Origin of the sequence: Alteromonas sp. P256 (genome assembly GCF_036864455.1) — a bacterium.
GTDB lineage: Bacteria > Pseudomonadota > Gammaproteobacteria > Enterobacterales > Alteromonadaceae > Alteromonas.
In genome coordinates this window covers 23,024-36,869 of record NZ_JAZETM010000009.1, presented here as the reverse complement: position 1 = coordinate 36,869, position 13,846 = coordinate 23,024, and the positions used below count along the sequence as shown (strand labels likewise).

9 protein-coding genes are annotated in these 13,846 nt (G+C 45.6%); 5 read left to right on the top strand and 4 right to left on the bottom strand.

Translation table 11 applies throughout. The annotated features are described in order from the left end of the window. Nucleotides 1-281 precede the first annotated feature (281 nt). Both V7R39_RS13505 and V7R39_RS13500 read left to right on the top strand, forming a co-directional pair. Nucleotides 282-1,202 (top strand): DUF808 domain-containing protein, encoded by a 921-nt coding sequence (locus V7R39_RS13505; protein ID WP_334031315.1) that lies wholly within the window; start codon nucleotides 282-284, stop codon nucleotides 1,200-1,202. Nucleotides 1,203-1,638: 436 nt separating this feature from the next. Continuing rightward, nucleotides 1,639-1,950 carry a hypothetical protein gene (locus V7R39_RS13500; protein ID WP_334031314.1) on the top strand — a complete coding sequence of 104 codons (312 nt, stop codon included), beginning with the start codon at nucleotides 1,639-1,641 and terminating at the stop codon, nucleotides 1,948-1,950. A gap of 273 nt (nucleotides 1,951-2,223) precedes the next feature. Here V7R39_RS13500 and mrcB read toward each other — a convergent pair whose 3' ends face one another. Beyond that, nucleotides 2,224-4,584, bottom strand: a complete 2,361-nt coding sequence (gene mrcB, locus V7R39_RS13495) for a penicillin-binding protein 1B (RefSeq protein WP_334031313.1) — start codon at nucleotides 4,582-4,584, stop codon at nucleotides 2,224-2,226. A 302-nt stretch (nucleotides 4,585-4,886) separates the two neighbouring features. Between mrcB and V7R39_RS13490 the strand changes: the two genes are divergently transcribed. Next, entirely contained in the window at nucleotides 4,887-6,086 is a 1,200-nt protein-coding gene (locus V7R39_RS13490) for a lytic murein transglycosylase (RefSeq protein ID WP_438823547.1), read from the top strand. Nucleotides 6,087-6,253: 167 nt separating this feature from the next. Here V7R39_RS13490 and V7R39_RS13485 read toward each other — a convergent pair whose 3' ends face one another. The 3 genes from V7R39_RS13485 to hrpB all read right to left on the bottom strand — a co-directional run bounded on the left by V7R39_RS13485 (nucleotide 6,254) and on the right by hrpB (nucleotide 11,891). After that, on the bottom strand, nucleotides 6,254-7,483 hold the full coding sequence (locus V7R39_RS13485) for an HDOD domain-containing protein (RefSeq protein ID WP_334031311.1): 1,230 nt from the start codon (nucleotides 7,481-7,483) through the stop codon (nucleotides 6,254-6,256). 9 nt (nucleotides 7,484-7,492) lie between these two features. Then, a complete protein-coding gene (locus V7R39_RS13480) occupies nucleotides 7,493-8,776 on the bottom strand; it encodes an EAL domain-containing response regulator (RefSeq protein WP_334031309.1) in 1,284 nt (427 codons plus the stop codon). Nucleotides 8,777-9,239: 463 nt separating this feature from the next. Then, nucleotides 9,240-11,891: an ATP-dependent helicase HrpB gene (gene hrpB / locus V7R39_RS13475; protein ID WP_334031308.1), complete on the bottom strand. Its 2,652-nt coding sequence runs from the start codon at nucleotides 11,889-11,891 to the stop codon at nucleotides 9,240-9,242. A 178-nt stretch (nucleotides 11,892-12,069) separates the two neighbouring features. Between hrpB and thpR the strand changes: the two genes are divergently transcribed. Beyond that, on the top strand, nucleotides 12,070-12,774 hold the full coding sequence (thpR, locus tag V7R39_RS13470) for an RNA 2',3'-cyclic phosphodiesterase (protein WP_334031306.1): 705 nt from the start codon (nucleotides 12,070-12,072) through the stop codon (nucleotides 12,772-12,774). A gap of 122 nt (nucleotides 12,775-12,896) precedes the next feature. Continuing rightward, complete coding sequence (gene purU, locus V7R39_RS13465; RefSeq protein ID WP_334031305.1) at nucleotides 12,897-13,751, top strand: formyltetrahydrofolate deformylase; 855 nt, start codon at nucleotides 12,897-12,899, stop codon at nucleotides 13,749-13,751. Nucleotides 13,752-13,846: the final 95 nt, after the last annotated feature.

The following is a 13,846-nucleotide window of genomic DNA, read 5'->3' as shown; positions in this document are numbered from 1 at the left end:
GGGCTAAATGGAAGTGTTTTAATCGCGGAACAGTCCTGTAGGCATAGTGGGCTAAGTCAAAGGGCTGTGACAAAGAGTAAAATGCTTCCATAACGCCCCCCTTCGGGCAGCGCCTGTGAGCTATTTATCCTGCGTTGAATGGTTTTGATTTAGCCCGCTAGACCTTCAACCATTCGCCTTGTCTAAATAGCTCACAGACCGCTGCAAAAATGTACAACAAAGATCAACACGCCCTAGTAGCCCAATAATTTAATCACTCTCTCATTAAAAAGGAATAATCTGTGGCTGGAGCTAATCTACTTGCCTTACTCGACGATATTGCCACCTTAATGGACGACATTGCAACCATGTCAAAAGTAGCGGCCCAGAAAACCGCTGGGGTTTTGGGTGACGACTTAGCGGTAAACGCAGACCAAGTGCAAGGCATCAAGGCAGACAGAGAATTGCCTGTTGTATGGGCGGTAGCAAAAGGGTCGTTGCTGAATAAGGCCATATTAGTGCCTGCGGCTCTCGCCATTAGCGCCTTTGTCCCTTCGCTGATTACCGTACTGTTAGTATTAGGCGGGCTGTACTTGTGCTTTGAAGGTGCTGAAAAACTACTGCATAAATATCTCCCTCACGATGACCAACTTCAAGAGCGGGAAGCGCGAATAGAAGCCATTGCTCATGAAGATGTTGATATGGTGGCCTTCGAGCAAAAAAAGATAAAAGGTGCAATACGTACTGACTTTATCCTGTCAGCTGAAATTATTGTGATTGCCTTAGGCACCGTTAGCGACGCAACATTAATAACCCAAGTGGGCGTTTTAATTGCATTGAGTTTAGCCATAACGGTTGGTGTGTATGGACTGGTAGCAGGCTTGGTAAAAATGGACGATGTGGGTCTTTATATGCTGCGCAAATCGCTCACCGGCACTATGAACACCATGCAGCGCTTAATTGGACGAACTCTTCTTGTAGCAGCTCCGGCTATTATGAAAACCCTTGCGGTGGTAGGCACCATAGCCATGTTCCTCGTGGGCGGCGGTATCCTCACTCACAGTATTGGTTTTTTGCATCACGTAACCGTGTGGGCAACAGAGCTAGTGCCCAGTTCTGACTTTGCTATGTCTATTTTAGCCGATGGGGCAGTTGGCGTGGTGGCGGGAGCTATTATTGCCTTTGCGGTATCAGCCGTTTCTAAGCTTAAAACTTCATCGTAGCTTTTACTGCAACGGTAACCGAAATTAAAATCCTGCTGATCGTTAGCTTCGTGGCATGGAAGGCCTAATATGCTCTCGTACATCATTGTGGCATTCCGTCCCAGCCTTATTTAATAGGTCATAGACCTCATTTAATTGAGTAGATTCAATTGGCCAAATTAAGATTGGCGAATTTCACCAAGTCAGTTTCAAAAACACTACTTTTTAGTCTTCCACTATTCATCTCTCGTTCATCCCCTTTTACGCCAAACAAAACTAAATCAATAAAATCATATAGTTAAAATAGAAAACAAAAGTGGCACAACACTCGCAATACGTTAGTGGTAATGAGAAACAAACGTGCTCTACGTTAAGAATCACGAGTTTTAACAATATCGAAAGCTGCCACGCAGTATGTATCAGTGCAGTGTTCAACTTTTATTAATAGGAAAATATTATGTTTACGCGTCGCAATCTTATCACTGCATTACTACTGACTTCTGGTACTTTCAGCGCATCATTAATGGCTAACGACAATGTGTCTGCACTGCAGTCGCATACCGATTATTTAGTGGCAAGTGCCATGAACGAAGTGAGACAAGAAACTTCAACACGTATTACGTTTGACGTTATGACGGCAAGCCACACCTTCGAGCCTAACGCAGACGAGTCAACGACATTAATTGCGGATATACAAGTTGTGGATATGTTGATAACGCCTGCGGCTTCAGACGACTCGCCGTCAACTTCTGACGATAACGATGCGTAAGGAGATAGTCATGATTGCTGCCAGTACCTTACTGATGTTAGTACTTGGTCCTTTCATTGCTTTCGCAGTTAGCGCTATCGCTTTTTCGACCGCGCGCCTGTTTTTTCAAAAAGGACATTAACCATTTTTGTTCCCCAAGCCTCCCTGGGCTTTTAGCTCCGGTAGAAGATAGACATTTCGCAACAGGTATTAGCCCTCCTTAGGGAATCTCCTTAGGGAATAAAGAACCCTAGTGTAAATATTTGCTTTCTATCTTCTTACTGGAGCATTTTTTTATCCAAATATACGTTCCCACCAGCTTTTCTTTTTACCGTCTTTGGCATCGTCTACCGGACGCCCGCTACAGTCTTGTTCTGGTGGAGGAAGCACATCTAGTATGGCCGGAACGCTCAAACTACCAGCACAACCTGCGACAACCACTGCCCCTGTTTTTGAATCAAAGTGGGCAATGCCTAAGCCTCTTGGAAATCTTCTGGAAAGTGATTTGGGCGCTTGTGACTTCATGTAGTTAACAAACACCGGCAGTGCACCGCCAGCGCCGGTTAAATTAACCGATTTATTGTCATCATTGCCCACCCAAACTGTTACCACATGGTTTCTATCGAAACCGCTAAACCAACTGTCGCGATAGTCGTCCGTCGTACCTGTTTTACCCGCCATATTAACGCTGCCAAAGGTGGCCCCAACTCGCTTTGCCGTACCTTCTGTGGTGACTTTATAAAGCGCGTAATTTAATAGGTAAGTGGCTGCCTCATCTACTCGTTGAGAGTAAAACTCCGCTTTTTTCCACAGCAGCGCGTTTTCCGATGTGACTACCGAAGTCACCGTGTGCAGTGGAATATAGCGTCCATCATTAGACAGGGTTTGATACATTTGGTTGGTAGCAAATGGGGTTAACTCAAACGCCCCAAGTGTCATTGAAGGCACTTTTTCTAACGGTGTACTTACCCCAAGGCGCTCTATGGTATCGGCCAGTGTATTTAAGCCCACCTGCATTCCTAAGTTTACGGTGGGAATGTTGAGTGACTCTGTCAGTCCCTGCAATAATGGCACTTGCCCCCTAAATTCTTTGTCGTAGTTTTTGGGCGACCACGGCTTGCCGTTTTTACTTTCAAGGGTAATGGGCTTATCTTCTAGCGGCGTTGCCAAATTAAACTGAGTGGGGTCTTCAAGGGCAGTAAGATATACCGCAGGTTTCACTAACGACCCTATGGGGCGCTTGGCGTCTAACGCTCGATTAAAACCTTTATATGCTGCGTTTCTATCACCGATGATAGCTCTTACTTCGCCTGTTGCGCTATCGGTGACCACCATTGCGCCCTGTAGTGCAGCCTTTCTGTTTTTTTGAAGTCCATCTAAGGTAGTGGACAGAGCCCGCTCCGCGCGGCGCTGTGCAACAATATCAAGGGTAGTAAATACTTTAACCCCTGAATCTCTTAAGCTGGGCTCTGCTAATATTTCGTTTAGCTCCCTGCGCACTTGCTCCATAAACGCAGGGTGCTTTCCACTGGCTAGACTCGCCCCGCTCGCTAAGCCAAGAGGCCTATTTACGTAACGTTCGTATTCATCGCGATTAATCTCATTTTCGTCAAACAACATGCGCAAGACCAGGTCCCTTCGCTCTTTAGTGCGCACCGCATATTTTCGAGGGTTGTAATAAGACGGTCCTTTGATGATAGCCACTAAGGTCGCAATTTCAGGAACGCTTAATTCATTGGCGGGCCTGTCAAAGTAGAAGTAGCTTGCCAAGCCGAAACCGTGCACAGCCATGTTGCCGTTTTGGCCTAAAAAGACCTCGTTTAAATAGGCTTCAATTATCTCAGATTTGCTATAGCGAGCGTCGATAATTACCGCCATTATCGCCTCTTTCGCTTTTCTAACTAGCGATCGCTCTCGGGTTAAAAACATATTTTTAACCAGCTGTTGCGTTAGCGTGCTGCCGCCTTGTACGGTTCTTCCGGCAGCGATATTCGCCACCAAGGCACGCAGAATTGAAAGCGGCGCTACCCCGTGATGGTTATAAAAATTGCGGTCTTCTACCAGTGTTAGGGCTTTGGGTAATAATTCGGGAATAGTATCGAGTGACACCAACATGCGATCTTCACTAGAACCACTTGTCATGCGCGTTACTAGCCATGGCTCAAGCCTGATTGTGCCAAACGGTCGCTCTTCCGTTTTATCGTAAATTTCAGACACCCTCGCGCCATCCCAAGTGACAATCAGATGTCTTAAAGGCTCTGTTCCCTCTGGGAATTGAAATGCTCGGCGCTGAACAGTTAGCACTCTATTTTGATAGCTGTACTCACCACTATTATTGGCAAATGCCACTTTTCGATAGCCCAGAAGGTTCAATTCATCAATGACCTCTGAGGGTGTTATTTCTTCACCTTTACTTAAGCTTAGCGGGCGCGCAAAGATTTGTGCAGGCACTTCCCACTTATTGCCTGAAAAGCCTTTTTTGATTTGTGCATCGAGATAAAATGCGTATGCACCTAGTAATACAAGCGCAACTAATGATAGGCGCCAGAATGCACCGAACACCCAACTCCCTTTGGTTTTTTGCTTTGTGTTTGAATTACTTTTTCTTGCTGTCTTTTTTGCTGTTGAGCTGTTACTTGATTGTCTTTTTGCCACGAGGAAGCGCCATAAAAAAGGTAAGCGCGTATCGCTTACCGTCCCTTAAATTTATGCAGTGAACATTACCACTGCGCCCTTAATGCAACAACAGCTAACCACCATCTAACCAACATCGAAATAACGGCAGCTGCACGAAACCCTGACCTACAATGGAATTTAGCTCGCACTTTGCAGTCACAATGCGATAGCATGCAAGCAAGTAACAAAGGAAATTTACTATGCGTTCAGCTTTTTCATCATCAATTTTTCGCCCGACAATGCCGTTTGTAACCGGTCGCTCTGCGTTCTCAGTAACCCGGATGATTTCATCTGTCTCGTTGGCCGTGTTGTTCATAAGTGTTTCTATTTCATCTGCCAGTGCGAACGAAAACTTCGCGTCTTGCACAGCGGCGCTTGAAAAAGAGGCGATGCAACAAGGCGTGAGCCAACAAACCATCGATGCCATTTTTCCTTCATTGGTACATCAAGACAACGTGATTAAGTACGATAGAAGTCAGCCCGAGTTCGTGCAGACCTTTCCGGGTTACTTCAGTAAACGAGTCACCGAGTGGCGTACAAATAAAGGCAAAGAAATGTACGCGAAGCACAAAACCTTACTGCACAAATTAAGTGACGAGTATGGCGTACCGCCACATTATCTACTGGCATTCTGGGGGTTAGAGACAAACTTTGGCAACTACAAAGGCAAGATGCCGGTGCTCGATTCTCTGGCTACATTAGCCTGCGATAAGCGCCGCAGCACGTATTTTACAAAAGAGTTTTTAGTCGCGGTTAAGCTGTTTGAAAGAGAAAAGCTAGAACGGGAAGAAATGGTAGGCTCTTGGGCAGGCGCCATGGGGCACACTCAGTTTATGCCCTCGGCATATACTCATTACGCCATAGATGGGGATGGCGACGGTCAAATTAACCTTTGGGCCAGTGAAGAAGATGCTCTGTCTTCTGCCGCTAACTTTCTTGCAAGCTTAGGATGGGACGCCGGTTTTCGATGGGGGCGGGAAATTACGCTACCTGAGAACTTTGACTATCGACTTTCTGGCTACAAAAACCGCCAGCCTCTTAGCGAATGGAACGCACTTGGGGTAATGCGAGCAGACGGCAGCGAACTGGGTAATGCAGATACCTCTGCCTATGTCATAGTACCTGCCGGTCACGAAGGGCCTGCATTTATCGCCTATAAAAACTTTAGAGTGATCATGCGTTGGAACAATTCTGAGTTTTACGCCATCGCAGTCGGTGTTTTAGCTGATAAGATCACCGGAGCCTCAGGCATAAAAGCCACATTGCCAGACCTTCCTGCTTACAGCCGAAAGGACATCATTGCGCTACAAAGCAAGCTCAATACGCTAGGCTTCGATGTGGGTAAGCCCGACGGAATTATAGGACCCGCCACCCGCGAAGGTATTCGCAATTATCAAATAGCGAATAGTATGATCGCTGATGGGTTTCCAGGGCTAGATGTGATGAGCGCTCTTGATGTTACGCTAGATAAACACTCTTAATATCATTAGTCCGCATAAGTGCTCGTCTTAGCAGCCATCGGAAATATTTTTGATTAACCCGTATTTCGGGTTAACCAGAATTTTGAAACCACCGAGGCTGCACATTGCTGAGTGTGATGCGTGTTATCTGAGTCGGGACCCAAGATAATCAATTAGGCTGGTGATAATTACTGAGGCACAGCTAAATTAATGTCCTCAGGCGGGTTTTCTTTAAGCGCATTAAGTGCTGGGTACCATTGGGCAAATTCGTCCATTTTTAGCACATCCGCCAGCGCTTCATCAAAATCCTCACACGCGAGGCGACGGGCGAGATAGAACACTTGAGATGCTATAAGCCCTTCTGCTTTTTTTGATTCTTTTGACTCTTCAAAATTGTCTGACTCTTGCGGCTTTTCTGACTCCTTACAAGAGCGCAAAGTACTCTCTACTGCACATGACGCCGAAAGAATATCTTCCACCAACCGCTCCTCTATTCCCCATATGGTGAGAAGATAGTAAGTGATAAGTGCACTAATCGGCTTCGTTGATGACTTCAGCCCAACATCATTTGCAGTTTCAGGTGCATCCACCAAATACAGTTCGCCAATAGAAGCAAGCAAACTCATTGAAAATGCATACTCTGCCTGCTCTCGCGTAAAGCCTCGCATCTGCATCAGTCGAGTTGCAATATAGGCAGAGGAAAGTGCACGTACCACGACATCTCGGTGCATTTTGCTGTCAATGCTATAGGTTTGACTCAAGCTAGAGGCAACCGCTATAGATGCAATGGTATTCAGACCCAGTCGCTTCACTGCCTTGTCCACAGAAGAGACCTGCCCGCGAAACCCAAGAAAAGGAGAGTTTGCGGCTTGAAGCACATTTGCCACCAATGTTGGGTCTTTTCCTACTACTCGGGCCACCTCGTCAAGTTCGGCGTCCTCACACTTAAGGAGCCTGTCTAACTTCTGATAGGTTTCATTTAGTACAGGCAACCCTTTTAACCTTCCAAGGGCCTGCCTTACTGAATGTTTTAGAGGGAGTGCTTTTATGCGCATCACTCGATTGAATACATCGCTGATATCGCCGTGCTCAAAGGGTTTAGAAATAAAAATATGTACGTTTGAAGCGACTATCTCCTTCATATCAATCCGAGTATCACCGGTCATTAATAATCGAATCGCCTCTGGGCTATGAGCTCTGCACTCAAGCAAAACATCATCACCTCGTGTTCCTGGCATAAGTCTGTCGCACATGACGAGGTCTGGTTGTATTTCACCCTGCTGTAGTTTATCAAGGGCTTCTTTTGGGGAAGCAAAAATGTGGACTGACCATGAAGGCGCTAACCTTCTTAGCACCCTCTTCAACGATTTAAGGATCAGCTCTTCATCATCAACAATGACAACCTGATTGCTCGACATCCTATCTCCTCAGATTAAATAAGGCTGTTTTGCCAGTACTTTCAACAAGGGCTCTTCTGCGAGCGGCTTACTATAATGATAGCCCTGCAATTCTTCACATCCCATATCCCGTAAACACAACGCGTGCTGAGATACTTCTATCCCTTCTGCAACCACTTTCATGCCAATTGAGTGCGCCATTGACACTAAGTTTTTTACCACGTTGTAGCACTTTTCTTCGCTATCTACATCAGCTATTAAACTACGATCTATCTTAACTACTTGAGCCGGCAAATTAAGAAGATAGTTGATAGCCGTATGTCCTGTTCCAAAATCGTCAATGGCAACATCAATACCTAACTTTTCTAATCGCCTAAGCTGCTTACAGCACCCGTCGAAGTCTTCGATAGCGGCCGACTCTGTTATTTCCACACATAAATTTTCAGGAACTAGGTTTCCCTCAGCTATCAAGGCCTTTACAACGTCGACAAACTTGTCATCGTGTAACTGCTTTGGTGATACATTAAAAGCAAGCTTAAAACCGTCTAGCAAGGTAAATGCTTGCCATCGCATTTGAAAACGTGCCGTTTCTCTTAACACCCACTCGCCGATCTTTTGAATAAAATCTCCCTCTTCGGCGACTGGAATAAAAATCGCTGGTGGTACTGAGCCGTAATCCGCACTCGTCCATCGCAGTAAACTTTCTAACCCGACAATTCTTCCCGTTCTTGCACATACTTTTGGCTGATAAACTAAACTGAATTCATCTTCAAAAACTGCAGACTTTAGACGTTCCAGTAGCTCGTTATTTTGACTGGAGTGAGCCTGTGACCCGTTAGCAGAAGACGAAGTTATTACAGAAAAATCCGCAGACTCATTGGGGCACTGCAACTGCAGTTGATTGTTCATTGCCACACTAAGAATTTGGTTTTTATGCCGTTTTTCAACACCGGTACGCACTTCATCGAGCAGACGTTTATTGTCCCACGGCTTGCGCAAGAAGCGCTCTGCTACATCATCGTTCATGCACTCTATAACGTCATCAATGTCGGCATCACCGCTTAATATAAAATGACAGGCAAAAGGTTGATGGGAACGAGACTTACGTAAAAAAGCGACACCGTTCATTTCTGGCATACGGTAGTCAGCAATAATGACATCGAAAGAGTGAGCCTTAACCATAGCTAAGGCACCTTTCGGGCAAGAGGACGTAACGACTTGGTAACCCGCATACGCTAGTACGCGGCTTAATGCGCGAAGCACGCTGGTTTCATCGTCTACGAGCAAAATCTTCGAATGCAACTCAGGCTTCATTGTCTACTCATCGCCTTACTGTTACCCCTGTAACAATGCCAACTAACCAAATAAGTGTTGATTCACACAGCGTGTGATAGCACTTAGACCACTCACATTGGGTCAACACGCTTTCAATACGCGTTACGTATACAATGCCAAGTACCGCAAAAAAACGCTACATTTATGCTATCGCTTATTTTATCACCTAAAAAAGCAGTTATGCCATAAATTAATATAGTACACTTATGACACTTGCGACAAAAAACGAAAAAAAACGATTAAAAAGTGATATCAAAGAATGATTCTTCAAGACACAACGTAAAAACGAACAGATAACAATCAGATTTAAAGTCTACACTGACTGTTGAGGGTGAATACTAACCTGGAAAGGTATGCAATAACATACAACTTTTGTCGATGAAAGTTTTGTCGGTGAAACTATCGTCGGTGAAAGCATTATGCAAAGAACAACACGACCTCTCTATAAATGCTTTTTAGTTTTCGTTGTCGGCTTAGATATAGCGGGGTTGTCTGGCCAAAAATGTTTAGGGTAGCGTCCTTTCATCTCTTTTTGAATTTCCTTGTAACTTCCTTCCCAAAATGTACCGAGATCACTGGTGTTTTGAAGCGGCCGTCCGGCAGGAGAAAGTAATTCACACACCACTTTTATCTGACCATTGCCTATAATAATGGGGGCAGACTGAGAATACATTTCTGTTAACTTAACGGACAGCACTACATCGCCGCTCTCCCGATAGTCTAAGGCGGCTTCTCGCTCGGTAGGAATGCGTACTGTTATAGGCAAGAGCGTTGCAAGAGCATCTTGCTGGGGCCAAGTAAGTCCATTATTGAGCGCTGTTTTCCATGGTAGTTTATACAACATGTTCAACGATGAACATCGCGCTAAATGACCGGTAAGACCCTCTTTGGCTTGATGCACAACATCGTTTAACGACTTAGGCCACGGTGCGTCTTCACCAAAGGACTGGGGCTGAGGTAACTCGTACTGTGCAGCTAATTTAACTCGACGCCACCATTGCCAGTCACTTTCAGACAATGGCCACTCTTTAAACGCTAAGGACTGAAGGTAGCCTAACCATGCCTCGACAGTTGCCTGCTCCCAATACGCACTATCTTTTGAGCGCGCAGCTTTAGAGACCGGCGTAATATCTAAATCGATATCATAAAACCCAGTTACGGTTCGCGCTTCCATGAGACCGCTGACACGATTTAACCTGATGCGCTGCTGCTGATTGAACGCATGTGGAAATATGCCTCGCAGCAGCGACTCTGAAATAGGCTGAGCCTGACGAATTTTTACTGTATTTTCAATATGCTGCCCATGTAGCACAGCCAACCACTGAGGCGGGGCTTTTGATGACAAACCGCTAACTTGTGCTCCCTTTCCACTTGCTAGCTTATAGTCTTGAATAATATGGCCAGACCCATCTGCTTTTCTTGTACTTTGGTGCGATGAAGACTTCGCTTCTCGTAAAAATGCCACCTGCAGTGGGTAAGCAATCGCTATACACAAACCAATGGCGTCATCGTCTAGTGCAGAGATGGATAAACTACTACCTTCAATGCCAATAAAACGCGCGTAACGCTTTGCTTGCGAGGTTATTTGTGTCCGTTCTGCTGAACTCAATGTACGAAGCAATTCACTCACCAGCGGCGTATTTTGCCCGAGAGTTCCACTCTCACTCAATGCCACCACAAAAGGGGCGGCTGCCTGCATTGCTTCTTTTGAAACACCTTTTAGTGAGCCTATTGCTGAATTTTTGAATAAGCCCTGCGTGGATTTATCAAGAGACGGATTTGTGTTCTGACAAACCAAAAGAAGATTGGCAAGGTGTGGCTGGCAAGGTAACTCTGCGACCTTTTTTCCGTAAGCTGTAATCGACAGGCTCTCGTCAATACAGTGAATGCGCTGCAGTTTTTTCTGAGCAATGGCTTCTTGAGTGGCAGTGGGCGGGGTAAGCAACGCTAACTCACTCGGCTTACTTCCCCACGCGTAAGTATCGAGCAAAAAGCTGCTAATATCCTCTTTTTCAATTTGTGCGGAACTGTGGCGCTCCAAACGCTCAAAACTTGCTTGACTGCACAGGCGATAACACACTCCCTCACTGACTCTCCCCGCTCGTCCTGCTCTTTGTGTTGCTGAGGCTTGGGAAATTCTCTGCATTGTTATTTGTGTCATATCACTTGCAGGGTGGTACTGTGCACTATTTTCCCAAAGACTGTCTATTACCACTTTAACCCCTTCAATGGTTAAACTGGTTTCAGCAATATTGGTCGCCAAAATAACTTTTCTTCGGCCCTCACTATCTGCCACTAACGCTTGCTGCTGCGCACTTTTCCCCAACGCGCCATATAACGGGTACACCGCTATATCTTGACTTTGACTGAACGAATTAAGCTCTCGCTCAACGGCATTTATCGTTGCGCGACTTGGCAAAAATACCAGCACATCACCGTCGTGACGTGTGACGGCATTTTTAACCACCTGCGTGGTATTCACCACGATGTCTTTGGCAAAGGTGTCTTTGTAATAGAAAATTTCAACCGGGTAGGCCCGCCCTTTAGTGTTAAGGTGACTGATAGGCAGTGCACTGTGCTTCTCAAGTAAGCGACTAAGGGGCTCTAAGGCAAGAGTGGCTGACATAACAAGAATGCGTAAGTCATCGCGAAGCCCCGCTTGCACCTCTAGCGCCAGTGCCAAGCCAAAGTCACTGTGAATACTGCGCTCGTGAAACTCATCGAAGACGATTGCGCTGACACCTGTTAACTCAGGATCGTTTTGAATTATTCGTGTCAGTATGCCCTCAGTAATTAATTCAATACGAGTTTGCGCACTAACCTTGCTTTCACCCCGTATTCTATAGCCTATGGTTTCCCCCACCGACTCACCAAGCTGCTTGGCTAAATAGTCTGCTAAATTCCTTACCACCACTCTTCTTGGCTGCATCAACAATATTTTGCCATCAAGGGCTGTATTTAACAGTGACAAAGGCAGCACCGTGGATTTACCTGCACCAGGGGGCGCACCAATCACGACATTATTGGTAGCAATCTCTTTGGCTAACCCGTCGACGAGAGAAAATGCGGGTAAATGGGATAAGTTATCTAACATAAGGACGTTCAATCAAGGTAATGACCTAGGGTGATAAATAAGAGCAAATCGTTGAGCGCATATTACAGCATTCATCACTATCTGCTAGCGTCGTATACTGTCTCAAATACTGATCTGGATTTATCCTAATTGCATAGCGATTAGGATATGTTGAATATAAAAGCTCAAAGGATAAAGAATGCGTTGTTTTATAGGTTTAGATTTAAATGCGTCAGAAAAGCTCGCTTTAGATAGCTGGCGGCAGCAGGCAATGCCCGAAGTATTGCCTCGGCACATGACAAAAAACCTGGTGAGAAGCAACGACGCAGTCTCTGATACCGGTATACGCAATAAAAATAAAGGCAAAACACGGGGTAAAAAAACAAAAAGCGCCGTTAACAAAAGCATTAACAAAAATGAGCCGGGGGTGCCTTACGCTGTTCCCGCAGCCAATTATCACATGACACTGTGCTTTTTAGGCGATATCGATTATCGCCAACATGAGGCCCTTATGGCTGAGTTAGATGCGCTTACCGCCGAACCCTTTACGCTTACACTCGATGAGACGGGTATATGGAACGGCCCTAAAATATTATTTAGCGCCCCAAGTTCGCCTCCCAATGAGCTTATGAACTTAGCAAAGCTCACACGAAAGAGTGCGAGAAGCGCCGGTATTGAAGTAGAGGGAAAAGAGTATAAGCCGCACATCACGATGGTGAGAAAAGCAACATCTACATTGCCTCTGCCACTTTTTGCTCCAAGTATTGATGTACAGGCCAGCGCGTTTCATTTGTTCGAGTCTGTATCTACGCCTCAAGGTGTGGCCTACCCCATACGTGACTCTTGGTCACTGGAGCACAATATTTCAATTAGAGAAAAGCTGAGAAGGGGCATTACAGATTAACGCCAGAAAACTGCCTTGGTGATGTCAGCCTATTGATTAATGTAAAGAGACAGCGCTAGCCCTTTACATCCCTTAGGCTGACAGGTAAAAAGGTGTGACGTTTTTCGAACCTGCCTATATTCATGCAACAAACATATAAATTAGTTATTGATTGCCCAGACCAAGTTGGTCTGGTCGCAAATGTGTCTCAGTTTTTAGCCGACCACAATGCCACCATTGTGGAAGCAAGCCATCATACCGACCTGCAAACCGGTCGCTTTTTTATGCGCCACGAAATAGGCGCGAGCTCTTTAACGCTGAATGCAGAAAGCTTTGTTAAAGAATTTACGCCCTTAGCAAATGAATACCAGATGAATTGGAAGTTTACCGATTCATCGAAAAAGCAGCGAGTAGCGCTACTAGGCAGTTTGGAATCTCACTGTTTAGTTGATTTACTGCACCGCTGGCATACGGGTGAACTGCATTGTGACATTCCGGTTATTATTGGTAATCACCCGCAAATGAAACAATTTGCCGATTGGTACAAAGTCCCTTTTCATTGGGTTGATTTCAAAGCGCTTGGCAAAGAGGCTGCGTTTGCTCAAATATCCACGCTGCTTAACGAATATGCCATCGACTTGACTGTGCTTGCGCGCTTTATGCAAATTCTGCCAGATAGCCTGTGTCAGCAGTTACGAGGCAAGGCGATAAATATTCACCATAGCTTTTTGCCTAGCTTTGCTGGGGCAAAACCCTATCAGCAGGCCTACGATCGCGGCGTAAAGCTGATTGGTGCCACCTGCCACTATGTGACGAAAGACCTTGATGAAGGTCCTATTATTGAGCAAAGCGTGAAACGCATCAGTCACAGCGATAGCGCTAATGATATGGTACGCAAAGGAAAGGACTGCGAAGTAACCGCATTGGCCCACGGGGTTCGATACCACTTAGAAGACAGGGTTATTATTCACCGCAATAAAACGGTGGTCTTTGCGTAAGCCAATGTAGCTCAGAAACATTTGCGTGAAAGGCGTTCGCTTAATCCCTAGCACTGGGAATAAGCACTGGGAATAAGCACTGCCAATTAGCAGCG